Here is a 26,343-nt window from a genome sequence, read left to right as displayed (position 1 = left end):
AGCACTGGGGACAACGCAGACACGGCAGGTCACCGCCTCCACCGGTCACCCAGAACCCACGCCACTCAGCCACGACGGTACCGCAAGTCCCTGGGTGCGATATCCCGATATCCCCTATGATTTGATTTCTCATCAGCTGGATCGATGCGCTCATCCAGGAGAAAAACGTGTTCGTAAACGTTGAAACCCGACGCCAACCGCGTTTGCATTGGGCGGCGATGTTGTTGGTTTTCATCTGCGTCGTTACCTTCGTGGCGCTGGCACTTATGCCGCCGCCACGGCGTATTACGTTTCTACTGGAGTGGGGAACCATTCCCGCCAACATCTTTGATGCCCATCAGCCTATCTGGCAACAATTGCGTGATCCGGCGCTATTGCGGTTGGTGACAGCGATGTTTATTCATGTTGCCTGGTTGCATCTCCTTAGCAATTTGCTGTTTCTCATGATCTTTGGCGTACCAGCGGAGCGTGCACTGGGCTCGGTTCGGTTCTTGGCGCTATTCATCGTTGGAGGTGTCGTGGCTAATCTGGCTGGGGCCATCTCTTTGGCAGGGGTAGTGAGGCCCATCATCGGCTGCAGTGGAGCCGTATCAGCTGTACTGGGAGCGTATGTGTCATTGTTTCCTCGCGCGCGCCTTGGACTGGTGCTCCCACTCGGCTTTTATCTCGAATTCGTACGAGTACCTGCGTTTTTGCTGATTGGGATCTGGGCGCTATTGCAGCTGTTATTTAGCTATGTCGGCCCAAGCTACGGAGGCTATGCGTGGTGGACCCATGTGGCGGGCTTTCTCTTTGGTGCGGTATTTGCCTTATTGTCCCGCAATGCCATCTTGCGCCGTATGCGACGGTAAAATGCAGCTATGCGAAACAAAAAACTTTATAAGGTAACCTTCCTTCATCTCGGCAAGTGCTACGAACTCTATGCTCATCATGTTGCTTCGAGCGGATTGTGGGGGTTCACGGAAGTAGGTGAGCTGGTATTCGAACCCGCAGGAGAAGGGCTGGTCGTCGATCCCACGGAAGAACGCTTGCGTGAAGAATTCAAGGACACGCGTGTGCTGCATCTACCCATGCAGGCTGTAGTTCGTATCGAGGAGGTCGAGCGTAAAGGTGCCCTGGCTATCCGGGATGCAACCGATGGGCAGAAGGTAACGCCATTTCCAATGCCGCCACGCAGTCGCTAGCCCATTTCTTGGCTGAGCCCGTGGTGCCTTGAAAACATCCGCATAAACCGCCTTGCCATGGGCGTTGCGGCAACTTGCTGAAATATGTGATGCGGATCGAAACCCTCGCGGCGCATGTCATGACGCTTGCGCTTGATATAGGCACGCATGATGTCGGCATTGAATTCGGGATGGAACTGCACACTGACTGCGTTCTGCCCGTAGCGGATCAATTGATGTGGGTCGCGCGCTGAGCGCGCCAACACCTTGGCATCCCGAGGTACCTCCAGAACGCTTTGCTCATGCGTAGTGTGGGCACGGAACTGGAGAGGAAGCAGTGCGGTAATGGGATCTTGCTCAGAGCCTGGCAGTAGATCGATCGGCACAGTCCCGATCTCCCGCCCTCCGGCAAGATAATCGACACGTCCACCAAGGGCATGCGCCATCAATTGGTGGCCGTAGCATACGCCCAGCAAAGGCAGATCGAGATCCATCGCATTGCGGATCCAGCCCGCAGTTTGCTCGCTCCAAAGGGCACGATCCGTAACCATGGCGGCGGACCCTGTGATCAACGCGCCAGAAACTTCATGTGGCATAGGCAGTTTTTCGCCGGCGGCCACATCCACCACGCTTACTTGTTGCATCCGCAGACTCGCACTAAGGCGGAACCAATGCGGAAAATCGCCGTGGCGCGCACGGATATTGTCGGGGGCTTTACCGGTACGAATGATGAGAACGGGTTTCATGACGCTAAATCAAGCCGAATGACTAAAGGGCTGGGTCCTCAACATGGTCGACAGGGGGTATGACAGTCAACACCTCTTGCACGGTCGTCAGACCACGCGCGACTTGGTCAGATGCAGAGATACGCAGCGGACGCAGACCTTCTACCAATGCCGCCCGACTGAAATGAATCAGGTCCAATTGTGCGCCGATCAGGCCACGCAATTTTGAGCTCAGTTGCATCATCTCGTAAATGCCGGTGCGTCCAAGGAAACCGGTGTGCCGGCATTCCAGGCAGCCCACCGGTTTGAATACGCGTTCGGGCACCAGTATCGACCAGCCGTGCGTCAGTACGGTCCACTCGTGCGGATCTTGTTCCGCTTCGATCTTGCAGTGTGGACACAAAGTGCGCACAAGACGTTGCGCAACAACGCCTGTGAGCGTCGACTGGATCAGGTAATGCGGCACGCCAAGGTCTAGCAATCGTGTGATGGCGCTCGGAGCGTCGTTAGTATGCAGCGTGGACAGCACCAAATGGCCTGTCAACGAAGCCTGCACCGCCATTTGCGCGGTTTCCAGGTCACGAATCTCCCCCACCATGATGATGTCCGGATCTTGCCTCAGCAGCGTCCGCACACCAGCCGCAAAATCGAGATCAATGGAAGGCTGTACCTGCATCTGATTGAATTCAGGCGACACCATTTCGATCGGATCTTCGACCGTGCAAACGTTGATGTCCGGTGTGGCGAGATGCTTGAGCGTCGAATAGAGCGTTGTCGTCTTTCCCGATCCCGTCGGGCCTGTAACCAGCACGATGCCATGCGGGCGCTCCACCATGCTGCGCCATACCGTGTCTTCGGAAGGAGAAAAGCCCAGCTGGGAAAAATCCTTTGCAACAATGTCAGGGTCAAAAATACGCATCACGAGCTTTTCGCCGAACGCGGTGGGCATGCTGGAAATACGCAATTCGACTTCACGTCCGGATGTCGCGCGCGTCTTGATGCGACCATCCTGTGGGCGACGTTTTTCCGCCACATCCATGCGAGAAAGAATCTTGATGCGTGACGTCACTGCTGTCATGACCGGAGGCGGCAGCTCAAACACCTTATGCATGACGCCATCAATGCGAAAACGCATCATGCCTGCTTCGCGCCGGGGTTCCAGATGAATATCCGAAGCGCGCTGCTCGAACGCGTATTGCAACAGCCAGTCGACGATGTGCACGACGTGCCGATCATCCGCTCCTACTTCGCCGGCCTTCCCCAGCTCAAGCAGTTGTTCGAAATTCAACAACGCCGACGAATCGTATCCGCTCTGATTCTTGGCATCCTTCGCCAGCTGAATTGAACGTTGGACGCCGTAAAACTCCTGCAGATAACGATTGATGTCGATCGGGCTGGAAACAACGCGGTGCACGTCCCGACGCAGCATTTGCGCGAGGTCCTTGGCCCAGGCGCTATCGAAAGGTTCGGCCGTCGCGAAAGTTACTTCTGCCGGCGTGACAGCCACCGGCAGAATGCGGTGGCGCTGCGCATAGGCGTGGCTGACCACCTGGGTAACCGCAGCCACATTGATCTTCATCGGATCGATTTTCAGATACGGCAGGCCAGCCTGTCCGGCCAACCATTCCGTCAGACCCTCCAGGCTGAGAGGACGTCCAGGATCCCGGTGATTGCTCAGCTTGGCGTTGGCGATGATAACCAGCGGATTCAGTTCTACCGTGCTGCGCCCTGCGCGGTGCCCCACACGCAGCTGTTTGGCGTCATCTGCGGAGACGAGACCGTCGACCACCAGGGCCGCCAGCACATCATCCAGAGCCAAGCGACCGCGACGGCCCAGCAGGGAGGCAATTTGTTGCGTTGCTGCCATGTGCAAGATCCCCAAACAGGCGCCAATCACTCGGGAAAACGGCGGAAAGATGCGCTGCAGCTATACTAACCCGCTTTACACTCAGGTTAGGAAAGAGATGTCCGCACCTACTTTCCAGGATGTGATTCAAACCCTCAACCGCTATTGGGCGAAGCAGGGATGCGTGCTGCTGCAACCCCTTGATACCGAGGTTGGCGCGGGTACGTTCCATCCCGCCACGTTTTTGCGTGCGCTCGGCCCGGAACCCTGGGCGGCCGCCTATGTGCAGCCCTCCCGGCGCCCTACCGACGGCCGTTACGGGGAAAACCCCAACCGTCTGCAGCATTACTACCAGTATCAGGTGGTGATGAAGCCTAACCCTGAAAACATTCTGGATCTATACATCGGGTCTCTCAGGGAGCTGGGTCTGGACCCGCAAGTACATGATCTCCGTTTCGTCGAAGACAACTGGGAATCGCCCACGCTGGGTGCGTGGGGGTTGGGTTGGGAGGTTTGGCTCAACGGCATGGAGGTCACGCAGTTCACGTACTTCCAGCAGGCAGGTGGCCTGGAATGCAGGCCGGTTACTGGCGAGATCACATATGGTCTGGAACGCCTGACGATGTATCTGCAGAACGTCGACAACGTCTACGATTTGATCTGGACGACCGGTCCACGCGGCAACATTACCTATGGCGACGTGTTCCACCAGAACGAAGTCGAACAAAGCGCCTACAACTTCGAGCACGCCAACGTAACCGAGTTGTTCCGCTGGTTTGACGTATGCGAAGGCGAGGCCAACAAGCTGATCGCCGCGGGTTTGCCGCTACCTGCCTACGAACAGGTGATGAAGGCAAGCCACACGTTCAATTTGCTCGATGCGCGACGCGCCATCAGCGTAACGGAGCGTCAGCGCTACATCCTGCGCGTGCGCACCTTGTCGCGCAGCGTGGCTGAGGCCTATGTCGCACAGCGTGAAAAGCTTGGTTTCCCCGGCTTGAGGCATTACAAGAAGGAGCAGGCAGCATGAGTGCCGCCAAGTCATTGCTGATCGAACTGGGCACGGAAGAGCTCCCACCAAAGTCGCTGGATGAGTTGGGTGCTGCGTTCCTGCATGGCGTGTGCGACGGACTAAGCAAGCGCGGCATTTCTGCGTTGCTTGATCGCGCGGCCCTTTACGTCACGCCGCGCCGCTTGGCTGTTTTCATTCCTGAAGTCGCCCGTGCTCAGCCGGAACAGGCCATCGAACGTAGAGGTCCTGCCGTCAATGCAGCCTTGGATGAGCAAGGCAATCCAGGAAAAGCCTTGCTCGGTTTTGCGCAATCGTGTGGCGTAAGCGTCGAGCAATTGGAAAAACTCGAAACCGACAAGGGCGCATGGTTCGTTTTCCGCACGGTGAAGCCTGGGCAAGCGGTTGCTGCCCTGTTACCAGAAATCGTTGATGAGGCCCTTAAAGGCTTGCCGATTCCCAAACCCATGCGCTGGGCGGATCACGATTACACTTTTGTGCGACCCGTGCACTGGTTGGTCATGCTTCACGGTTCAGAGATCGTCGACGGCGAGGTGCTCGGTTTGCGCAGTGGTCGCCAGTCGCGCGGCCATCGCTTCATGCACCCACAGCCAGTGCACGTTGCCGATGCGGACAGCTGGCTCGACGCCATGCGCATGGCGAAGGTGCTGGCTGATCCGATGGAGCGGCGCTCTCGCATTCGCGATGAAGTGGCACGTGTAACGAAGGAAACCGGAGGTGTTCCTCGACTGGATGACGCGCTGCTTGATGAAATCGCCAATCTCACCGAATGGCCGGTAGCGATCGCCTGCACGTTCGAGCGCGAGTTTCTCAGCGTGCCACCTGAGGCGCTGGTGACGACGATGGAGACGAATCAGAAGTTTGTCCCGGTGTTCGATGAGCAAGGTGTCCTGACCCAGCACTTCATCGGTATTGCCAACATCGATAGCAAGCAGCCAGGTGAAATCCGCAAAGGCTACGAGCGGGTCATCCGTCCACGTTTCGCTGATGCAAAGTTCTTCTGGGACGAGGACCTGAAAACACCGCTGGAAAGCTATCGGGAAGCACTGAAACAAGTCACCTATCAACAGACATTGGGTAGCGTCTGGGACAAAACAGTGCGTGTTGCGGAACTTGCCCGCATCGTGGCCAATCGTGTCGATGTGGATGCTGGCAAAGCGACACGTGCGGCAAGTTTGGCTAAATGCGATCTATTGACGCGCATGGTCGGCGAATTTCCGGAGCTGCAGGGCACCATGGGGCGCTATTACGCCCGGCATGCCCATGAATCGGAGGAGGTTGCCCAGGCCCTGGATGGCGTGTATCAACCCCGCTTTGCAGGCGACGCCATCGCCGAAGGCAAGATCGGACAGGTGCTTGCTATTGCCGAGCGCGTCGATACGCTTGCAGGCATTTTTGCGGTAGGGCTCAAGCCGAGCGGCAACAAGGATCCGTTTGCTTTGCGTCGTGCTGCACTCGGACTGGCACGTACCTTGATCGAGGGTGAGCTTGAGTTGGATCACAAAGCTCTTTTCGCGGAAGCGTTGGAGCTGCTGCCGGATCGGGCCTTAGCCGCAGGGCTCAAGGCGGGCAAAGATGGCAAGGCACCGATGCTGGATGCGGGATTGCGTCGGGCTGCTTTGGCGCGGGAACTCAATGAGTTTATGCTCGAACGCCTACGCGGGTACTACGCCGAAAAAGGCTTCACCACCGAACAGTTCGAATCCGTACTGGCGGTGGATCCGATTAGCCTGGTCGATTTTGATCGACGCTTGCGGGCCGTGGTTGAATTTGGCCGTCAGCCCGAGGCAGCCAGCCTTGCAAGCGCCAACAAGCGCGTGGCGAATATTCTGCGCAAGCAGCAGGAAGAACATGGAGCCGACGGCATCGGTGGCCACGTGGATCCCGCGCATTTCGAAGCAGACGCCGAGCGAGCACTGGCGCAAGCCCTTGAGGCTGCTCAAACAGATAATGCTGCTGCTTTGCAACGGCGTGAATACACCGTTGTATTGGCTCGCCTCGCTCAATTGCAGGCGCCAGTCGATGCGTTCTTCGATAGCGTGCTGGTCAACACTGACGATCCGGCGGTACGCGCCAACCGCCTTGCACTGTTAGGAAGACTCAAAGCGCAGTTCATGGCGATAGCGGATATCGCTCGGCTTTAGCGGCTCTCCTTAGCCACAAGTGAAAAACGGCAGCTATCAGGGCTGCCGTTTTTGTCTCTATCGTCCAGCCATCAGGAAGTGAGGTGTCTCACCGCGCGACCTGTCTTCAGCCGTTCCGCGAGCCGGTGATTGAAGGCAACCATGGCGGTTGCATCCACATCGTTGCCGCCAGGCCCAAGGATGTCGTAAAGCTCGGCGAGCATGTCCGAGTTTTCCGCCAGCGTAAGCTGGCTATCCGCCAAGTCCAACTCGGATTGCAGAATACGAAGTGCAGTGTTGAGGCGCTGTACGTCCATACCATTGGCTTCCAGCGCGTCAGCCGCCGTACGCAACTTGGACCGGTGACGCTGAGGGGAAATCGTTCCAGCCGCGCTTCTGCCATTGATCTCATCGGGAGTCACCGCATTCGGATCTATCTGCATGGATCCTTCGCCCGCCACTAGCCACACGAGGGAAATGCCGAGCGTGCGTGCAAGGGTGACGCAACGCGCCCGTGACGGGTCGGTGTTGCCATCTCGCCAGCTGCGAACCACTCCTTCCGAAAAACCGCACATGCGTGCGATTTCCGTGACGCTGCCAACCCGCTGGATAAGCAATTTAATGCGATCGGCAAAGGTCGAGGTGGGTTCAGGGGTCGTATTAATTTGCAGATTCATCGCTATTTCCGCCGGGTGCTGGGGGAGGCGCCGGTAACTTGCTATCTAAATCTTGTTTGGGCCGAGCAGTTTTACGAGGATGCCGACAAGCACAGGTTCTTGAGTTTCCGTAGCAAATTACGAAATCCATAAGGGCAGCAAGTCGTATCTGGCGCATAAACGCGTAAGTCGTGCCTCGGTTGACACGTAGGGCCATTCATGGGGCAAGAAGCTGCGGTGCTCCCATCCAGTGCCTGTGGCAGAAGACTTTTTACCCGGTTAATGTCGAGAACCGGCCAGCCGCAGGTGATCATCGTCACCAGATCAAGGCATAGGGCTCACGCCAGATCACGTCGGCAAGCTTTAACCCCATGGGTTGAAACACTACCCCTGGACGTTAGCCTCAGCCTACGTGTCGAGTGCCGTCCGGAATGGGCGGCCAAACGCCGTGACGAGTTTTCAAGGTGCATGCCACACAGAGGACTATGCGCTTGCCTCTGGCGTCTACTATCAGCGGCGGATCAACTCGCGGGCGCGCGCGTTGGAGTCACCGATGACCTGTGGCGTAAGTCTGGTGTGATGTCGATGGAAAGACTGCCGTGACGTTATCCCGACGACCAACCAACTTTGGTTAGAGAAAGCTGAGTTATCGCCAGGAGCATACGCTTGCGCATGGACCTCTCGGCTGATTGACTTTTCGACGTCGTAAGTTTGGGCTATCCTCTGAAACTCCCCCTGCGGGTGTTTGCGACGCGATGCGTGTAGCAGACATCACGTTCGAATCGATCCAATCCGAGGTTTCTATCCCATGCGCAGCGTTGTTTGGTCGCTGATGACAGTGGCAGCGGTTGCTTTAGCCGGCTGCAATAGTTCATCCAATTCGTCGTCTTCGGCCGGCTCCAACGGTGCGGCCCAAGGGGCGGCAGGTCCGGCGCATAGTGTCACCGGTACTGTCACCTTGCGCGGTGGTGGTACGCCATCGGCGCAGGACAAACTGGAAATCAAGATCGTCGACATTACCGCGCAGGGCTCGGCTCCGCTTGCTACAAAGACGATCGCTCCGGCTACCACCTTCCCGCAGTCTTTTGAGCTGGATTTCAATCCGGCCAACGTCGCTCCCGACGATCTTTATATCGTCCAGGCAGACCTGACCGATGGCGATCGGCACTACGACATGCCGCTGCAGGTGCCGGTGCTGACCAAGGGCAATCCCACGGCTAATGTTTCCGTGGAGCTGGCCCCGGAGCAGACTCCCGGCGAGAAGATGTTGGCTGCCTTCCAGGCCGAGCAGAAGCAGATCGGCGGTATGAAGCGCTCTTCGGGCACCAAGCTTGAAAAGGATTCGTCGCTTGCGTGGCAGGTGTTCCGTGATGGCGGCCAGGTGAAGTTCATTCGCGAACTCGTTGATTATGGCGACAAGGGCTTCACCAGCACCGACTACGCATACAAAGGCGGCAAGCCTTGGGTTGTGCAGCAGCAGAAGAAGCCGAGCCAGAATGCTAAGCCCACCGCCGTGGATACGGCCGGTTGGGGCGATGATGGCTCGTTGGTGCTGAAGACGCACGATGCTAATGGCAGTACGGATACGTTAAGCGATAGCGATGCTGCAAACCTTCAGCAGGAAGCCAAAGACATCTTGAATATGGCGACAGGTGGCAAGGACAAGTAATCCTTGCCTGTCACGAAACCGGGAGCCATAAAAAAAGCCGTCCAGACAGGACGGCTTTTTTATATGCGTGATTCGAATCAGAAGCCGAACTTCACACCTAGATTGACACCGTTGTAGCGCTGGCTGTTGTCAGCGAAGTGACCGTCGTACGCAATCCAGCCGGAGATATTTGAGGTGATCTGGGTTACCAGACCCACGTTGGCAGAACCCCAGTTTTTGTCAGGTGTAAAGCCGGCCATTTCGAAGCTGCCGTTCATGGTATTGAGGCCGGCGGTAACCATATCGGTGCTGGCACGGCTGTCATGGTTCCAGCCCAGTTCGACATAGGGCGACAAATCCATGCTGTCGTATTGCCAGTGACCTTGTAGGCGCCAGCCTAGGGTGCTGATTAGGGCGTTACGTTCTTGACGGCCAAACCACATGGCGGTCGCATCATCGCCACTTTCGTTGTATCCATCGATCTTGATGTTCTGGTACTCGAAGTTGGCGAATGGACCGGTCTTCAGGTTGCCGACATCGAACCAGTAGCCACCGTGCAAACCCAGGCCTACGTAAGAACCGTCTGTCTTGCCACTCTCGTGTGTACGGTAGCTACCCACGTCAAAGACGCGGTTGATGTTGGTGAAGCTCGCTTGACCGAAATCGCCATACACCCCAGCATAAGCGCCACCGGTATGCCAGGTGAGATAAGCGAGGCCTGTGATCGCTTGGAGATCGTAGCCACCACCGCCGCTGACGTCGGCGTAATGCTCACCGATGCCGAGAGCCGCGCCCGCGGAGAGGTTATCGGTGGCGTGGACGTCAGCACCGACGGTGAGGTCGACATTGTTGCTGGTGGTCTTGGGGGCGCCAGCGCGTTGGTCGAACTCCTGGTTCGAATAGTTGATGTTGGCGAAGGCGCGGGTGGGACTGCCAAAACTATCCGCCATCATTTGGTCGCGTACGACCGAAGTCTGCGTGGTGACGGCCGCGAGCGGTGCTTCCTGCAGCAGTGAAATTTGTTGTGGCGCCGCCAATTCGGACAGCACCACCTGGGAAAGCAGGGCGTCCGCTGCAGTCGTGGGATGCACGCCATCGGCGAACAAATAACTCTGGTTCGTGCCGGGCGCGTAGGTATACGGTAGGTGGGATCCCTGCGGTCCACATTGCACCGAACTCGACCCTACGCCACATGCCGGGGTTGTCACATTGGCAAAGCCATAGGCACCTGGATGGGCAATCACCTGATTGAGCAAGGCGAACGTGTTGACCGGAATAATGCCTTTGCCTAACTGGCCCAGGCCGGCATTGAGTTGGCCGTTGTAGATGGCGCTAAGTTCGGTGAGGGATGCGGCGGCGGATGCACCTTGCTCAGTCGCTTCGGGTGTCACACCAATGTTGGGCAGGTTGAACACCAGAATGTTCTTGGCGCCTGCAGCCTGCAGGGCGCCTATCAGCTTAACTTCCTGCTGGGCCGCGGCCACTACGCTGGCCTGAGCCTGGGCTGCAGTTTGCAGAGAAGATACGCCGGCTGCCGCAGCGACCTGGGCATTGACCTGAGTGGTGACCGTGGGCGTGATTTGCGCCTCGAACGCAGCGATGGCGGTCGGATCATTGGGGATCAGTCCGGCCGTCACTGCCTGAGAAGCCTGGGCCGCGACTGTTTGCGCAATTAACTGTTGAGCCGTGGCAGCGGCAGCCGCGGAGGTGGCGGCGTAGAAGATGTCGTTGGCACCACCCCACATGGAGTAGAGCGCATGACTGTTGATGCGCTGGCTAGCCAGATAGGCATCCACCTGGCTGGTAATGGTGGGTACGGTCGAGGGTGTTCCCGGCGTGTTGTTGGTGATACCTGCCCCGCCCCACGCAAAATCACTGCCGCCAGCGAGCGATGCCGTTAACGGATGTCCAAGCGCATGGGCGACGTCCTGCACCACCACCGCCCCGGGATTGGTCGTGAATTCCAGCGGCGGCTGAATAGCCGGGGCGGTCGCCAACGAAATATTGCCTGCGTCGCTAAGGCTGTCGCCAAAGACGATCACGCTGTTGAAGGTCGAGTTAGGGTTGCCTGTGGCGTGTGCGGCGCCGACCATGCCCAGCGCCAGCGCAATGGCGCCGACTATCTTGCGAGGGTGGACCATGTGGGTGCTCCTGCGTTTGTTATAGGTGCGTTACGGTAATGCATGCCATACGGCTGCGCATGCTGCGCTGCAAGCAAGATGCGTCAGGATGTATGCGCGGCTCTCGCCGCCTGTGCGCTGCCACCCTGGGAGGGGCTGGCTAATTCGCCGCCAACCTCTCTCGCATACAGCCCCGATATGTCTGCGAGCATCCTTCCGGGCGCCTTTCTAACCTCTGGTTGGGGCTGCGGGTTTGGCATATCCCATAACCCGCAAAACCAGGCAAGCCCTAGCGCTTTAGTGCACGTGAAAGGGCATCGGCGAACGCACTATTGGCGGGGGAGGCGGCAGGCTTGGGTGACCCTGCTCCGGGTCTGGGGCCGCGGTTGTCCCGGCCTCTACGGCCGTCGCCGGGAGAGGGCGTGCGATCACTGCGCGTCTGTCCCGGCTCATCGTCCAGCCGCATCGAAAGGCCGATGCGTTTGCGAGGGATATCCACCTCCATCACTTTCACTTTGACGATATCTCCCGCTTTCACCGCATCGCGTGGATCTTTCACGAAGCTATGGGAGAGTGCCGAGACGTGCACGAGCCCATCCTGATGCACGCCGATATCGACGAATGCACCGAAAGCGGCAACGTTCGTCACCCGGCCCTCCAGGATCATGCCCGGCTTGAGGTCCTTCAGGTCTTCGACGCCCTCGGCGAAACTCGGAGCCACGAACGCTGGACGTGGATCGCGGCCCGGCTTTTCCAATTCTTTGAGGATGTCCCTGACGGTAGGCAGGCCGAATTGCTCATCGGTGTATTGATCTGCCTTGAGGCCACGCAGAAAGGTGATGTCCCCGACCAAGCTTTTCACTTCCCGTCCGCACTGCGCAATGATGCGCTCCACCACCGGATACGCCTCCGGATGCACTGCGCTGGCATCCAGTGGATTGTCGCCACTGGGAATGCGCAAGAAGCCTGCACATTGTTCGAATGCTTTATCGCCCAGGCGAGGTACTTTGAGCAACGCCTTGCGGTTGGCGAACGGGCCGTTGGCATCGCGGTGTTTCACCACGTTCTCAGCAACGCTGGGAGTAAGGCCCGCCACGCGCGACAGCAAAGCGGCCGATGCAGTATTTACATCGACACCGACAGCGTTTACGCAGTCTTCCACCTTGGCGTCCAGGGCACGCGCGAGCTTTGCCTGATTGACGTCGTGCTGATACTGGCCGACACCGATGGCCTTGGGCTCGATCTTCACCAATTCTGCAAGCGGATCCTGCAATCGACGGGCAATCGACACAGCGCCGCGCAGGCTCACGTCGAGATCCGGAAACTCCTTGGCCGCGGTTTCCGAGGCGGAATAAACCGATGCGCCGGCTTCGCTCACGACGATCTTCGAAAGCTTCAGCTCGGCATGTTTCTTGATCAATTCGCCTGCCAGTTTGTCGGTCTCGCGTGAAGCGGTGCCGTTGCCGATGGCAATCAGGTTCACGCCGAATTGTTTGCTCAACAGCGCCAGCCGAGCGAGCGACTGGTCCCATTGATTGCGCGGCTCATGCGGATAGATGGTGTCAGTCGCGAGCAGCTTGCCAGTCGGATCGACCACCGCCACCTTTACACCCGTACGAATGCCAGGATCCAATCCCATCACAGTCTTGGCGCCAGCAGGTGCGGCCAGGAGCAGATCCTTGAGGTTGTCGCCGAATACGCGGATGGCTTCGTCTTCGGCTGCTTCACGCACACGGCCGAACAAATCGAGCGTCAAATGCAAATGCATCTTTACGCGCCAGGTCAGGCGCACCGTTTCTCGCAACCATGCATCGGCGGGGCGGCCGCGATCGACTATGCCAGTGTGCGATGCCACGCGACCTTCGGCCTCGAGGTGACCTTGTTCGGCCAGCGCAGCGGGTAATAGCTCCAGTTCGATTATGCCTTCATTGCGTGCGCGCATCAGCGCAAGCAAACGATGCGAAGGAATTTTGCCGATGGATTCCACATGATCAAAATAATCACGGAATTTCGCACCCTCCGCTTCCTTGCCTTCGACCACCTTGGCCTGAATCTGGCCCTTCTCCCATAGCCAGTCGCGCAAAGCGCCGACCAGTTGCGCATCTTCGGCAATGGTTTCCATCAGAATGGCGCGAGCGCCGTCGAGTGCAGCGCGCACGTCGGGTACGCCTTTTTCTGCGTCCACAAACGATTCGGCCAATGTCTCCGGTGATTGCGTGGGGTCTTCGCGCAAGCTGCTGGCAAGCGGCTCCAACCCTGCCTCACGTGCGATCTGCGCTTTGGTGCGGCGCTTGGGTTTGTAGGGGAGGTAAAGGTCTTCCAGGCGCGCCTTGGTGTCGGCTTCGAGGATGTCTTGCTTCAGTGGATCGCTCAGTTTGCCTTGTTCTTCGATACTGGCAAGGATCGCCGCACGGCGTTCTTCCAATTCACGCAGATAGCGCAGGCGTTCTTCCAGCAGGCGCAATTGCGTATCGTCGAGGCCGTCAGTGGCTTCTTTTCGATAGCGTGCGATGAACGGCACGGTAGCTCCTCCATCCAGCAAATCGACGGCGGCACGCACTTGTTCGGGCTTGGCGGAGATGTCCTGGGCGATGCGATGTTCAATGCTGAGCATGAGACTGAAAGATTTCCTTGGTTTTGTTACGAAGAGCGTGTTGCATGAACGCCATGCGTCATGGGTCTGCGAGCATGACAAAAAAGGCCGCGCACGCCCAGAAGGCCGCGCCGTTTCAAAGCAGACATATCAGGCGTCGAAGTGACCGTGGTGATGGTTGTTCGATGAAGGGCGCTGCGGTGGCTGCTCCTGCACGGAACCATTGAGCACATAGGTGCTTGCCCAAAGGTCGTGCAAGCCCTGTTTGCGCTGTGTCCAGGTAATGGCGAGATAGCAGATCACCGGGATCAATCCGAAGATGGCCGCCGACAATCGAACGACATTGCGCGCGGCAGAACGGCCGATTGAAATGCGTTGCCCCTGGAGATTTGTTACGCGTAAGCGCAACGCCAGCTTGCCCGGCGTTGCCTGCCACTTGGAGGCTTCGAAGAATGTGTAATACAGAAATGTGATGAGTAGGGAGGCAAGCGAAGAAGTTTCCGTTGCGGCGGCATAATCGCGAAAAGCTTCGGACATGTCGGTGCCAGCTTGCAATCTTTCAAGCAGATGCCTGTACGCCTCCATGCCGCCTAACGCGTACATGACGATCATGGAAGGGATCATCAGGATAATCAGGTCGATCACCCAGGCGCCGAAACGTTGCCAAAAACCAGCGTAATCGAAGCCGGGCGTAACACTGGCGGGGTGCTGTAGCGGAGGAGGGCCATAAGGGCTGGGTGGCGGTGCCGGTTTATCCTGTGGAAATAAGACCGATAGCGGTTGCCAATCGGCAAGACCGTCATACCAGCCGAGGTCGTCGGGGCTTAACTGGCCACTGCGCAGCCATTCCTGCACCTGCTCTTCCTGATAGGGGCCATGGCGTTCGCCCTGTCGACCGATCCAGACTTCCATCGCATATTCCTCAATAAACAGAGACGCATGATGCCATGCGCCTATACGGGATGGGATGGTAGGGGGGTAGTGAATGGCCCTGGCAATCAGGCCGCGTCACGGCGCTTCAAATGAACCAGTAGCAGCGAAATGGCTGCGGGCGTTACCCCGCTGATGCGTGCGGCCTGTCCGATCGTCGCCGGCAGGCTGCGTTTGAGCTTCACCAGCACTTCAGCAGAAAGGCCGCGTACTTTGTCGTAATCGAAGCTGGCGGGAATGGTGGTGTTCTCATGACGCCGCTGGCGTTCGATTTCTTCCCGCTGACGCTCAAGATAGCCAGCGTATTTGGTTTGTACTTCGACCTGAGCGGCAACGTCTTCGTGCTCGACTGCAGGGCCGAGTTCGGGAACGCGGGAAAGCTTGGCGTAGTCGAGTTCGGGGCGCCGAAGCAGATCCAGCGCGTTGGTTTCGCGGCTCACTGCAATGCCCAGATGGTGCTCGATGGCGGCGCCCAGCGCATTATTCGGCGCAGCCCACAGGTTTGCCAGGCGTTGCGTTTCCTTTTCCACGGCGTCGCGCTTGGTGCGCAATGCATCGAAACGAGTTTGCGGCACCGCGCCCAAGGCATGGCCTATTTCGGTGAGCCGCAAATCGGCGTTGTCTTCGCGCAGGTGCAAACGATATTCGGCGCGGGAGGTAAACATACGGTACGGCTCGATCGTTCCGTTACTGGTCAGGTCGTCGATGAGTACGCCGATATAGGCTTCATCGCGACGCGGATACCAGGGGGCCTTGCCTTGTACAGCGAGCGCAGCATTGACGCCCGCTATCAGTCCTTGTGCAGCGGCCTCTTCATAACCCGTCGTGCCGTTGATCTGTCCCGCGAAATACAGTCCCGGGATGGTCTTGGTTTCCAGCCACGGATGCAGCCCGCGGGGATCGAAATAATCGTATTCGATGGCATAGCCCGGCCGTGTAATGTGCGCGTTCTCGAACCCTTTGATCGAATGCACCAGCTCAAGCTGCACATCGAACGGCAAAGAGGTGGAAATGCCGTTGGGGTATATCTCGAAACTGTCCAAGCCTTCCGGTTCAATGAAGATCTGGTGCGATCCCTTGTCGGCGAAGCGCACCACCTTGTCCTCGATAGAGGGGCAATAGCGTGGGCCCACACCCTCGATCTGGCCGGTATACAGCGGTGACCGATCCAATGCGCCACGGATAATGTCGTGGGTGCGTGTGCTGGTGTGCGTGATCCAGCAGCTGATCTGGCGCGGATGGTGGGCTCGCGATCCAAGGTAGGAGAACACCGGTGCGGGATCGTCGCCCGGTTGTTCTTCCAGTCCGTCGAAGTCGATGCTGCGCAAATCGATGCGCGGCGGTGTGCCGGTCTTCAGGCGGTCGGCGGCTACCGGCAGTTCACGCAGTCGCTGGGCCAGCGTTGTCGCAGGCGGGTCACCCGCACGGCCACCAGCATACTGGGCCGCGCCGATGTGGATCTTGCCGGCCAGAAAGGTACCCGCGGTCAATACGACGGTTCGGGCGCGGAAGGAAAGGCCCATCTGCGTCACCACGCCGACAACATGCCCTTGCTCGATCAAGAGGTCATCGACGGCCTGCTGGAACACATCCAGATTCGGCTGTGTCTCGACCATGCGACGAATGGCAGCCTTGTAAAGCCCACGGTCCGCCTGGCAACGCGTCGCCCGCACGGCCGGTCCTTTGGAGGCGTTCAAGGTGCGCCATTGAATGCCGGCGTGATCGGCCGCTTGCGCCATGGCGCCGCCCAATGCGTCGATTTCTTTCACCAAATGGCCCTTCCCGATCCCTCCGATGGCCGGATTGCAGCTCATCTGACCAATCGTTTCGATGCTGTGGCTCAGCAACAGCGTTCGTGCGCCGCAACGCGCCGCAGCCAGGGCCGCTTCGGTGCCGGCATGGCCGCCGCCGATCACGATGACGTCATAGGAAGTGGGATGAAACATAGCGACGCGCAAATCAGGCCAAAAGCGTAATGGTAATGCCAGCGTGTGGGAGAGGTATTACCGGAATCATCCTCAAACTGGCACGAATACTGCTTTACACTCACCGCACTTTCACGGGCAGAAGTTGCGCGATGCGCGCGCTGAGATGGGGCAGCAGGGGTCCCGTTGTGTACTGTGACAGGAAGCAGGACGGCGCCCCTCGGGGCGCCGTCGTTATTTATGCGATCTCTTGAGAGAGATCTGGCGCCCGGCGGTCTCAGGAACAGGGGGAATCCAGGATGACCGTATTGCCGGGCGCCAGAAACTGGTAACCCTTCGGGCTGCACGGCAAATGCCGCACCCCCCATGCGTGGGAAATATCTTCTCCCCGGGCGTGTGAATATGAAGTGACTGAAACGCAAATTTATGCCGATGAGTGACAACTGCTGACAGAAAAGGTCACTGTGTGATGGGGGCAAGTACTTAGTGTGATGCGCGTCACATATGGCACGTCTATTGCTGCGCTTTGTCTGCAAGCAAAGACGGGGGAAATGCCATGGATAATAGCAATGAGTTCGCACCGATGTACTTGCGGCATGACCTGATGGTGGAAATCGGTCGCCTTGAAATGGCGATGGACCATCTCGTCGAGCGCGACTTTGCCCAGCAAGAGCAGTTGCGTCCGCGTTTGCAGTCACGCATGAATCACTTGATCAGCGAGCTGGATCATCTTCCTGGCTGATGTCCTTTGATGCCGCCTCGCAACGGCGGCCGCCGCGGCCGCCGTTTGCGTCTGAAGCTTTTATTGCTGCAACACGTTGCCGATGATCTCACTCAAGTTGCGAGATAGTTCCGGGCGTTGCGCAAGTGAATCGAGCGCGTCGCATGCTGCCGCGCGCCGCACCGGCTCCAATCGCTGCCATCCATTGAACGCAGTGGCCAGCCTGGCGGCAATCTGCGGATTGATCGCATCCAACTGCGCAAGGCGCTCGGCCAGCAGCCGGTACGCTACGCCATCCGCGCGATGAAATCCGCTGGGATTGGTGCTGGCGAAGGCGCCCCACAAAGCGCGCGCTCGATTGGGATTTCGCAAAGTAAATGCCGGATCGTGTTCCAGCGTCTGGACGTTCGCCAGCGCTGCCTCGCCGGGCACCTGCGCTTGCACGGTAAACCACTTGTCCAGTGCAAGCGGATTATCTTCGTATCGCTTGCGGAAATGAGTCAGCGCTGAGGCTGCCTGCGCTGCGGAGCCGCGCACTAATACACCGAGTGCGGCAAGGCGGTCGGTCATATTCGGGGCTTTTTCATATTGCCGTGCGGCCAGCGTGTGCGCCTGATCCGCATCCAGCAGCGCAATCAGTTCAAGCACACGGCGCTTGAGTCTGCGCTTGGCTTGACTGATGGCGTCCAATTGCTGATTCATGTCAGCCGCCAGTGTGTGGTAGCGGTCGAGCAGGGCCGCAAGACTGATGCGCGCGGCCAGGCACCGCTGCAATGCCTGGCGTTGTGCATGAATCCTTGCCGGATCGACTTCGCTTTCGCGGTCGGCAAATTCGATTTCACCTGGCGGGGTCAAAAGATCCGCCAGCAATGCACTGTCGAGACCTGGACTTTCAAACAATGCAGCCAAGGCATCGCACCAGGCTTTGCATGCGACTGCATCGTCGTTCTGACGCAATGCATGGAAGGCAAGCATGGCCAGCTGCTGCCCGGCTTCCCATCGATTGAAGCCATCAGCATCGTGCATCAGCAACAGGGAAAGCTCTGCCGGGGTATAGGGATACTCAAGCACGACAGGTGCGGAGAATCCACGCAGCAACGAGGGCACGGGTGGCGCGGGGACATCCTTGAAAACGAAGCGCTGCGAAGATTGATCGAGCACGATCACCGTTTCTGTATGCGCGGCCTGATTTTGTTGTTCGAGTTGCAGCGGCAAGGCATCACCCGCGTGATCGAACAGCGACAACTTTACCGGAATCGGTAAGGGGGCTTTATCCGGTTGTCCGGGCGTCGGGCGTGTTTGCTGCGAAAGCGTGAGTGAATACTCGCGCTTTGCCGCGTCGTAGTGTCCTTCCGCATGCAGCCGTGGTGTTCCTGCTTGCGCATACCAGGCCAGATAAGAAGATAGGTCGATGTGGTTGGCCTCACCCAAGGCCGAGAGAAAGTCCTCGATAGTGGCCGCGTGGCCATCATGGCGCGCGAAATACAGATCCATGCCGCGTCGGAACCCTTCCGGTCCGAGCCGTCCCGCGATCATGCGCACCAGCTCCGAGCCTTTTTCGTACACCGTCGCGGTGTAAAAGTTATTGATCTCGCGATATTCGGCCGGGCGTACTGGATGCGCCAACGGGCCGGCATCTTCCGGAAATTGTGTGCGACGCAGAAGCGCGACGTCTTCAATGCGCTTTAGCGACGGCGAATTCATTTCCGCCGAAAATTGTTGCTCGCGGAAAACAGTCAAACCTTCCTTCAGCGAGAGTTGAAACCAATCTCGACAGGTGACTCGATTGCCGGTCCAGTTATGGAAATACTCGTGCGCCACCACGGCTTCGACGGCACGGTACTCTTCATCCGTACTACTGTCCGGATCGGCCAGCAGGTATTTGGCGTTGAAGATGTTGAGCCCTTTGTTCTCCATCGCGCCCATGTTGAAATCATGCGTGGCGACGACATGGAACACATCCAGATCGTAATTGCGCCCATAGGTCCGCTCATCCCAGCGCATGCAGCGTTCCAGTGCATCCAGGGCGTAATGGCAGCTATGGATGGCGTTGGACTCGGACCATATCACCAGCGTCACCTTGCGATCGTCAGCAGTGACGTAATCGCGTTGGATATGCTCCAGGTGGCCGGCGACAAGGGCGAACAGATAGCAGGGCTTTGGGTGCGGGTCGACGAAGCGCGCCCAATGGCGGCCATCGTCGAGTTCACCGCTACCGTCAGGATTGCCGCCGGCAAGCAGCACCGGAAAGCGTTCGCGATCGGCACGCAGTGTCACTGTAAAGCGCGCCAACACATCGGGGCGGTCGGGGAAGAAGGTAATGTGGCGAAACCCTTCCGCTTCGCACTGCGTCAATAGAAAGCCATGCTCCCGCGAACCCGACAGATAAAGTCCTTCCAACGCGGTATTTGCCGAGGGCCTCACCCGCACACGGGTCTCCAGCACACTTCCGTCGCGGGCGCCCGCCACTTCCAATACGCCGTTTTCATAACGGTAGCGGGACGCTTCGAGCGGCTGGCCGTCCAGGGACATCGCCAGCAGCTCCAGGTCTTCTCCATCAAGGAGCAATGGAACGGCCTGTCGGGGATCGTGGCGCAATACCATGCGTGCGGAGACATCGGTGGCATCGATACCGAGGTCGACATCCAACTCGATCGTATCCACAGACCAAGCAGGGCGGCGGTAGTCGCGCAGGCGAATAGAAGAGGCGGAGGGTTCGAGGGTCATGCGATCAGCGAGACAGAGAGGGAGGAAAAGTGGCGCCAACGCATTGGATGCATGGGCAGATTCCTAGGCTAACATGAGGCCCTTTCCCCGCAGGACAAGCACATGGCTGCATTTAGCATCGACAACGCAAAACGGGGAGCGCACGACATCGTCATTCTCCAGGATAGCGAGCGTAAACGCTGCGTGCGTCTTGCTCGCCGCGGGGCCACGCTGATCGCATTGGAGCAAACGATCAACGGCACCGTTCGCTCTTTGGCCGATGGCTACCGCGACAGTGGGGAACTGGATACCCGGCCGAGCTCGCGCTTTGCCGTCATGTGCCCTTTTGCCAATCGCATCGACGATGCGCGCTACCGGTTCGATGGGCAATCGCATGACCTGCAGCCTGGCGTGGAGGGCGCGCAACGCGCGAGCCGGCATGGTTTCGTGCGAGGCGTGGATTTCGACATCGTCGCCCAGCAAACCGATGCCGACAGTGCCAGTGCGACCTTCACTACGGCAGTCATCCGACCGGGTGCCTTTCCTGGGTATCCGTTCGCCATCGACCTTTCGATAACGTACACGCTCGATGCAGACGGATTGTCGCTGCAAGTGAGCATGCGCAATGTTGGCGATACGGCAGCCCCATGTTTCTTCGGCTGGCATCCGTATTTCCGCGCCGGCGAAACCGCGGTCGATACCTGGGAATTGCAAATTCCTGCGAAAACCTTGGTTCGCACCACGGCGGATTACATTCCCTTGCCGGGCGCCGACGCCTTTCAATTGTTGGACGCCGCGCCGCCTGAATGGGACTTCCGCACGGCACGGCCGATTGGCGGCACGCATATCGATAACGCCTACGTGGATCTTGTGCACGACGCGGATGGACGCATCCGTACGCATCTGCGCGATCCGGCCAGCGGTGTGCGTATCAGCATGTGGCAAGAGCGCGGCATCGTGCTGGTTTTCACAGCCGACACGATCACGCGCGACGTGCGTCGCTCCGTGGCACTGGAACCGATGGAAAGCATGTCCAATGCGTTCAATCGTCCTGATTGTGCGGCGGCCATCCGGTTGGAGCCAGGTGAAGAAAGGGTATTTCGTTGCGGTGTGGAGATCAGTCTGACATGAGTGTGCCTTTGCCGAGTCTTGACCAAATCCGCGATGCTGCAGCCCGCATTGCCCCGTATGCCGAGGTGACGCCCGTGTTCCGGCATGCGGCACTGGATGCCGAGGTCGGTGCGTCCCTGTATTTCAAATGCGAGAACCTGCAACGTGGTGGTGCCTTCAAGTTCCGTGGCGCATGTAATGCGGTGTGGTCGCTGACCGAAGAACAGGCGAAGTGCGGCGTGGTCACGCACTCCTCCGGCAATCATGGCAATGCGTTGGCATTGGCTGCAGCCACGCGAGGCATTGCAGCGCATATCGTGGTGCCTGAAGGAGCGGTGCGCGCCAAAGTGGAAGCGATCGAGCGGGCAGGGGGCATCTTGCACCGTTGCGCACCGACGATTGCCGCACGTGAAAACGTGGCGGCCGACGTGCAGCGAGCGACGGGCGCGATCTTGGTGCATCCCTACGCCAATACAGCGGTCATGGCCGGACAGGGAACCGTTGCGCTGGAGCTGTTGCAGCAATGCGATAGCCTGGACAGCCTCATCACGCCCATCGGCGGCGGCGGTCTGTTGGCGGGTTGTGCCATTGCCGCGCGAGGCCTGCGGCCGTCCATCGATATATTCGGCGCCGAACCTGCCGGCGCAGCGGACGCCGCGATGTCGCTCGCACGTGGCAGTCGTATCGACACATTCGCACCAGACACTGTGTGTGACGGTCTGCGTGCGCTGGTGGGTGAATCCAATCTCGAGGCCCTGCGTGAGCATCACGTTGACGTCATTGCCGTCAGTGACGAGGAAACCATTGCTGCGATGAAGCAGCTGTGGCAAGCACTTAAGCTCGTCGTGGAGGTATCCAGCGCGACTGTTTTCGCGGCGGTACTCAAACAACGGCAACGCTTTGCCGGCCAGCGGGTTGGACTCGTGCTGACGGGTGGTAATGTGGACATCGACGATCTGCCGTGGTGACGGATTCGTCCGTCCGGTCGCAAACGAAAAAGGCATCGGACATTTTTGACGTCACCCCGGCGATCATGGGGAAAGGAGTAGATGTGGCAACCGCGCGTATACGCTGTCATTGGGCGGCCGATGGCGAACTGATGCAGGCCTATCACGACACCGAATGGGGCATGCCGCTGCATGACGATCGCGCCTTGTTCGAATTCCTCTGCCTGGAAGGCGCGCAAGCCGGCTTGTCCTGGCGAACGGTGCTGCACAAACGCGACAACTATCGTCGTGCCTTTCATCAATTCGATATTGGCCGTGTCGCAGCGATGAAGGATAAGGAGCTCGAAAAGTTGCTGCTGGATCCAGGCATCATCCGCAATCGGCTCAAGATCACGTCCGTGCGCGACAACGCCAAGGCTGCCCTGGAGGTCATCGATGAACATGGCAGCCTGGACGCTTATCTGTGGTCATTCGTGGATGGTCGCCCGATCCGCCATGCCTGGCATTCCTCGCGCGAGGTGCCGGCCAGCACGCCACTTTCGGATCAGATGAGCAAAACACTGAAAAAGCGCGGCTTCCGTTTTGTCGGCTCAACCATCTGCTATGCCTTCATGCAAGCCACCGGCATGGTCAACGATCATCTCGTGGAGTGCTTTCGGCATAAGGCATGTGCCGGCAAGCGCTAGCGTCGCAGCGAGATGTCCATGGGATTTTTTTACGGGTGTCTGCCCTTAAAATGGTAGATACCGACCGGGTTGGGGGATTGAGGTATGAAGCTGTTTCGTCACTGCCAGATTCGTCGTGGCCTGGTTGCAATCCGGTGGTCCGTCCCGTTCGCGTTGATCGCGATGGTGTCCGTCGCCCACGCAAAAACCGGCGATCGCAACCAACCCATGACAACCGTCCAAGACTCGGTCAAAGGATTCAACGCCCCTAATACCATCACGACGCTGACCGGGCACGTGGTGGTTACCCAGGGCAGCATGAAAGCCACTGGCGAGGTGGCGCAGCTTTATCTGGATGCTGATAGCCAAATCAGCCGCATCGTCATGAAAGGCCATCCTGCGCATATCCAACAGCTGGACGATAACGACCGCTTGATGACCGGCGAATCCCCTACGCTCGACTACGACAACATCCACGGCATTGCCGTGCTGACGCCTGATGCGGTCGTGACGCAGCAGGGCATGGGCGATGCGCACGCCGACAAGCTCACGTACAACACGCAGACGACGTATTTCACTGGCACCGGCAATGTGAGCATGACTTATCTGCCCAAGCAGCGGCAGGGCGCCCATTCCTCGTCGGCACCGTCAACGCCCGCCGCCGCAGCGAGTGCGGCGGCGATACAAAAATAAGATGCAAACAAGGCGGCGATGCTAGGGCCTGTTTACCCTATGGGCGTGGCTCGCGCTGGAAGCTGTTTGCGCGCCAGACAAGGAAGAGCGAAGGCGCGTAGGTCGGTCCACGACTGAGGGATGACGCGGTGTGGGGCAAACAGAGCCAGCCCTTCGGGTTGCCGTTGCGTAGCCGTCAGGCAGTAATGTGTGGCGCAGGCTCGGCTGGCTGCCAAGTCAAGCCGCGCGCTGCCGCGTGGCGGCTACGCAACGGCAACGCGAGCTACGCCCATAGGGTAAACAGGCCCTAGCGCCGCCGTGAACCGCGCAGGCTGTCGATCGAGAAACTTGCAATCTCTCCGCCCTCCTTGGCGCGGCGCGATTGGCCTGGAGGCGGCCCCCACGCATGAGCAGTCACGACTTCCCAGGTAGCGGGAATCCGGCCGTCCATACGCATCGTTTCGTATGCTTGCAGCATGTCCTGAAAATGGCGTTTGCCCGTAAGACCGCGCTCGCGACGGCGGTCGGCATGCGTGGCGCCCAGGCCCTTGAGTTCGTGCAGCAGTGCCTTGGGTTCGCTGTAGGTCAGCGTATAGCGATCAACGTCCAGGACAGGGTCGCGTAGACCGGCGTTGATCATTGCATCGCCAAGGTCATGCATATCGAGAAAGCGGCTGACGTGGGAGTGTTGATCCACCGATGCCCACGCGGCGCGCAATTCGCGCAACGTATCAGGCCCGAAGGTAGAAAACAGCAGCATGCCGCCCGGCTTCAACACGCGGACACACTCGCTGAACAGGGCGCCCAAGTCGTCGATCCACTGGAAGCAAAGATTGGAGTGCAGTACGTCAATGCTGTGATCAGGCAGTGGCAATGCAGTCGCTTCACCGCATACGCGGACAAACGGCTTCAACCAGCCCGCATGCGATTTGGCCGCGCGCAACATCGGTAACGCGGCATCTATGGCCATCACTTGCGCCTTGCCATAGCGCTTCTTCAGTAGCGCGCTGCCGCGCCCGGTGCCGGCGCCTACGTCGATGATGCGTTGGGGCTGCTCCAGATAAAAATCCAGCCGTTCGAGCAACAGTTGCTGTACCTCGCGCTGCAAGGCATCGTGCTGCTCATAGCTGGCAGCCGCATGACCGAAATTGGCGCGCACGCGCTGTGCGTCAAGCTCGAAATCGCTCATGCGTTCGCCTCCAGCCACGGCGCCAAGGTTTCTGCGACAACGTTCGCGTGACTGAGAAAGGGCGCGTGTCCAGCATGTGCAATCAGATGAAACTCCCCATCGCTGGCTTCGGCGGACCATCGCATGGCATCAGGGTGCACCAGGCGATCGAGTCGCCCGGCACTCCACCAGCTTTTTCCCTTTTCCAGGCGAGGGAGTCCGGCACGCAGATCGGTCTGGTCGAGAATACGAATACCTTCCTGCAGTACGCGCAAATCGGGTTCGCCGCGCGCAAACACGTCAGCACGCAAAGCGCGCAATTCACTGCGCGGATCCGGACTGCCCATGACTTCCAGCGCGAGGAAGCGTTCAATCGTGGCGTGATAACCGGTCTCCAGATCCACGGCGAGTTGTCGCACTAGCGAAGGGTCCCGGCCGTGCGGCCAATCATCACTGCTGACGAAACGCGGTGTGGCACAGAGCATGGCAAGCCCACGAACATGCCGCGGGAAGTCCAGCGCAGCGCTGAGCGCGATCAGGCCGCCCAGTGACCAGCCCAGCCATATCGCAGGTGGTGTGGCGTCGACGATGGCGCGGGCGCAGGCGTGAGGCTCCAGCGGCAAGCCGCATTCGCGCGATAAACCATGTCCCGGCAAATCGACCAGATACATCGTGCAATAAGCAGACAGGTTTTCGGCCAGCGGATTGAAGATCCCGCCATGCATGGCCCAGCCGTGCAGCATCACCAGCGGTATCGGCCCGCTGCCCCGGGTTTCGATATACAAGCTCATTCGGAGGTGCCTGTACGGGCCTCGGGCAGGGCGTCCTCTCCCTTTTCGGAAGCGGGTTGCGATATGCAAGATGCAGGATTCAGCGCTTTATCCACCGCGCCACGCTCATCGAATACAAAGCAATCGCCTTGCCAATGCGCGCCGCCGACTTCTTCGAAGTATTTCAGGATGCCGCCCTCAAGCTGAAAGACGCGTTGCATGCCGATGTCTTGCATATGCAGCACCGCCTTTTCGCAGCGGATGCCGCCGGTGCAATACGACACGACGGTTTTACCTGCGTAACGTGTTTGATCGTTCGCCAGGGCGGCGGGTAATTGGGTGAAGTTAGCGATGCGATAATCAATGGCCTGCGGAAACATGCCCACATCCGTTTCATAGGCGTTGCGGGTATCCAGAAGTACCAACTCCCGGCCTTCGTCATCACGGCCCTGATCCAGCCAGCGCTTCAGGGTTGCCGCATCTACGGCCGGTGCGCGCCCACCTTCAGGACGGATAGTGGGGTGGCGCAGCGTGATGATTTCCCTTTTCAGCCGCACGCGCATGCGTTTGAATGGCACATCGTCCGAAAGCGACTCCTTTGCCTGCATGCCGGTAAAGCGTGGATCTTCACGCAGCCAGTCCATGAAGGATTCGACCGCCGCGCGCGCGCCTGCGAGAAACAGATTGATGCCCTCGGGGGCCAGCAGGATGGTTCCCCTGAGATCCCGCTCATGGCATTGCACGAGCACGCGCTCGCGCAGCGCTGGCAGGTCGTCCAGGCTGACGAAACGGTAGGCGGAAATATTCAGGATCGACATAGAAAAG

The 26,343-nt window shown here is 58.8% G+C and carries 22 protein-coding genes; 11 read left to right on the top strand and 11 right to left on the bottom strand.

The features are described from left to right. The 3 genes from AC4HNJ_RS20965 to AC4HNJ_RS20955 form a co-directional block, all read left to right on the top strand. A partial coding sequence (locus AC4HNJ_RS20965) for a hypothetical protein (protein WP_490481563.1) occupies positions 1-184 on the top strand: 184 nt, incomplete at its 5' end. Next, complete coding sequence (locus tag AC4HNJ_RS20960; protein WP_490481562.1) at positions 168-851, top strand: rhomboid family intramembrane serine protease; 684 nt, start codon at positions 168-170, stop codon at positions 849-851. The genes AC4HNJ_RS20965 and AC4HNJ_RS20960, both read left to right, overlap by 17 nt. 9 nt (positions 852-860) lie before the next feature. Further along, complete coding sequence (locus tag AC4HNJ_RS20955) at positions 861-1,184, top strand: DUF1820 family protein (protein WP_490481561.1); 324 nt, start codon at positions 861-863, stop codon at positions 1,182-1,184. On the opposite strand, the gene AC4HNJ_RS20950 is transcribed toward AC4HNJ_RS20955, so the two are convergent. Together AC4HNJ_RS20950 and tfpB are read right to left on the bottom strand one after the other, a co-directional pair. Continuing rightward, entirely contained in the window at positions 1,181-1,909 is a 729-nt protein-coding gene (locus AC4HNJ_RS20950) for a glutamine amidotransferase (RefSeq protein ID WP_490481560.1), read from the bottom strand. The genes AC4HNJ_RS20955 and AC4HNJ_RS20950 overlap by 4 nt on opposite strands. Before the next feature lie 22 nt (positions 1,910-1,931). Continuing rightward, the gene (gene tfpB, locus AC4HNJ_RS20945) at positions 1,932-3,755 is read right to left on the bottom strand and encodes a type IV pilus assembly ATPase TfpB (protein ID WP_490481559.1); all 1,824 of its coding nucleotides are present in this window, start codon (positions 3,753-3,755) and stop codon (positions 1,932-1,934) included. 97 nt (positions 3,756-3,852) lie between these two features. Between tfpB and glyQ the strand changes: the two genes are divergently transcribed. Then, a complete protein-coding gene (gene glyQ / locus AC4HNJ_RS20940; protein WP_490481558.1) occupies positions 3,853-4,764 on the top strand; it encodes a glycine--tRNA ligase subunit alpha in 912 nt (303 codons plus the stop codon). Beyond that, the gene (gene glyS, locus AC4HNJ_RS20935) at positions 4,761-6,908 is read left to right on the top strand and encodes a glycine--tRNA ligase subunit beta (RefSeq protein ID WP_490481557.1); all 2,148 of its coding nucleotides are present in this window, start codon (positions 4,761-4,763) and stop codon (positions 6,906-6,908) included. The genes glyQ and glyS overlap by 4 nt, the downstream gene beginning before the upstream one ends. 71 nt (positions 6,909-6,979) lie before the next feature. Here glyS and AC4HNJ_RS20930 read toward each other — a convergent pair whose 3' ends face one another. After that, complete coding sequence (locus AC4HNJ_RS20930; protein WP_490481556.1) at positions 6,980-7,564, bottom strand: helix-turn-helix domain-containing protein; 585 nt, start codon at positions 7,562-7,564, stop codon at positions 6,980-6,982. Between the two features lie 787 nt (positions 7,565-8,351). Between AC4HNJ_RS20930 and AC4HNJ_RS20925 the strand changes: the two genes are divergently transcribed. Then, the gene (locus AC4HNJ_RS20925; RefSeq protein ID WP_490481555.1) at positions 8,352-9,212 is read left to right on the top strand and encodes a YbaY family lipoprotein; all 861 of its coding nucleotides are present in this window, start codon (positions 8,352-8,354) and stop codon (positions 9,210-9,212) included. A gap of 77 nt (positions 9,213-9,289) precedes the next feature. Here AC4HNJ_RS20925 and AC4HNJ_RS20920 read toward each other — a convergent pair whose 3' ends face one another. The 4 genes from AC4HNJ_RS20920 to mnmG form a co-directional block, all read right to left on the bottom strand. Further along, positions 9,290-11,332: an autotransporter outer membrane beta-barrel domain-containing protein gene (locus AC4HNJ_RS20920; protein WP_490481554.1), complete on the bottom strand. Its 2,043-nt coding sequence runs from the start codon at positions 11,330-11,332 to the stop codon at positions 9,290-9,292. Positions 11,333-11,600: 268 nt separating this feature from the next. Further along, the gene (locus AC4HNJ_RS20915) at positions 11,601-13,925 is read right to left on the bottom strand and encodes a Tex family protein (RefSeq protein WP_490481553.1); all 2,325 of its coding nucleotides are present in this window, start codon (positions 13,923-13,925) and stop codon (positions 11,601-11,603) included. A 129-nt stretch (positions 13,926-14,054) separates the two neighbouring features. Beyond that, a complete protein-coding gene (locus AC4HNJ_RS20910) occupies positions 14,055-14,816 on the bottom strand; it encodes an RDD family protein (protein WP_490481552.1) in 762 nt (253 codons plus the stop codon). 86 nt (positions 14,817-14,902) lie between these two features. Further along, a complete protein-coding gene (mnmG, locus tag AC4HNJ_RS20905) occupies positions 14,903-16,780 on the bottom strand; it encodes a tRNA uridine-5-carboxymethylaminomethyl(34) synthesis enzyme MnmG (protein ID WP_490481551.1) in 1,878 nt (625 codons plus the stop codon). Between the two features lie 535 nt (positions 16,781-17,315). On the opposite strand from mnmG, the gene AC4HNJ_RS20900 reads away from it, so the two are divergent. Next, entirely contained in the window at positions 17,316-17,501 is a 186-nt protein-coding gene (locus AC4HNJ_RS20900) for a hypothetical protein (RefSeq protein WP_490481550.1), read from the top strand. A gap of 60 nt (positions 17,502-17,561) precedes the next feature. Here AC4HNJ_RS20900 and pepN read toward each other — a convergent pair whose 3' ends face one another. Then, positions 17,562-20,207 (bottom strand): aminopeptidase N, encoded by a 2,646-nt coding sequence (gene pepN / locus AC4HNJ_RS20895; RefSeq protein WP_490481549.1) that lies wholly within the window; start codon positions 20,205-20,207, stop codon positions 17,562-17,564. Positions 20,208-20,309: 102 nt separating this feature from the next. On the opposite strand from pepN, the gene AC4HNJ_RS20890 reads away from it, so the two are divergent. From AC4HNJ_RS20890 to AC4HNJ_RS20875, 4 genes are all read left to right on the top strand, one after another. Then, the gene (locus AC4HNJ_RS20890; RefSeq protein WP_490481548.1) at positions 20,310-21,317 is read left to right on the top strand and encodes an aldose 1-epimerase; all 1,008 of its coding nucleotides are present in this window, start codon (positions 20,310-20,312) and stop codon (positions 21,315-21,317) included. After that, the gene (locus AC4HNJ_RS20885) at positions 21,314-22,264 is read left to right on the top strand and encodes a pyridoxal-phosphate dependent enzyme (protein WP_490481547.1); all 951 of its coding nucleotides are present in this window, start codon (positions 21,314-21,316) and stop codon (positions 22,262-22,264) included. Before AC4HNJ_RS20890 ends, AC4HNJ_RS20885 begins: the two co-directional genes overlap by 4 nt. A gap of 65 nt (positions 22,265-22,329) precedes the next feature. Then, the gene (locus AC4HNJ_RS20880; RefSeq protein ID WP_490481564.1) at positions 22,330-22,929 is read left to right on the top strand and encodes a DNA-3-methyladenine glycosylase I; all 600 of its coding nucleotides are present in this window, start codon (positions 22,330-22,332) and stop codon (positions 22,927-22,929) included. A gap of 84 nt (positions 22,930-23,013) precedes the next feature. After that, on the top strand, positions 23,014-23,601 hold the full coding sequence (locus AC4HNJ_RS20875) for an LptA/OstA family protein (protein WP_490481546.1): 588 nt from the start codon (positions 23,014-23,016) through the stop codon (positions 23,599-23,601). 286 nt (positions 23,602-23,887) lie between these two features. Here the strand turns inward: AC4HNJ_RS20875 and bioC are convergent, their stop codons facing one another. Genes bioC through AC4HNJ_RS20860 form a run of 3 tightly spaced genes read right to left on the bottom strand, consistent with a single transcriptional unit; the run spans position 23,888 to position 26,336 of the window. Then, entirely contained in the window at positions 23,888-24,769 is an 882-nt protein-coding gene (gene bioC / locus AC4HNJ_RS20870; protein WP_490481545.1) for a malonyl-ACP O-methyltransferase BioC, read from the bottom strand. Next, complete coding sequence (gene bioH, locus AC4HNJ_RS20865; protein ID WP_490481544.1) at positions 24,766-25,539, bottom strand: pimeloyl-ACP methyl ester esterase BioH; 774 nt, start codon at positions 25,537-25,539, stop codon at positions 24,766-24,768. The genes bioC and bioH overlap by 4 nt, the downstream gene beginning before the upstream one ends. Next, on the bottom strand, positions 25,536-26,336 hold the full coding sequence (locus tag AC4HNJ_RS20860; protein ID WP_490481543.1) for a sulfurtransferase: 801 nt from the start codon (positions 26,334-26,336) through the stop codon (positions 25,536-25,538). The genes bioH and AC4HNJ_RS20860 overlap by 4 nt, the downstream gene beginning before the upstream one ends. Positions 26,337-26,343 lie beyond the last annotated feature (7 nt).

This window comes from Dyella sp. SYSU CM1112, from assembly GCF_058216415.1.
Note: the sequence above shows the minus strand (reverse complement) of the source record. Positions and strands in the feature narration are given on the sequence as shown.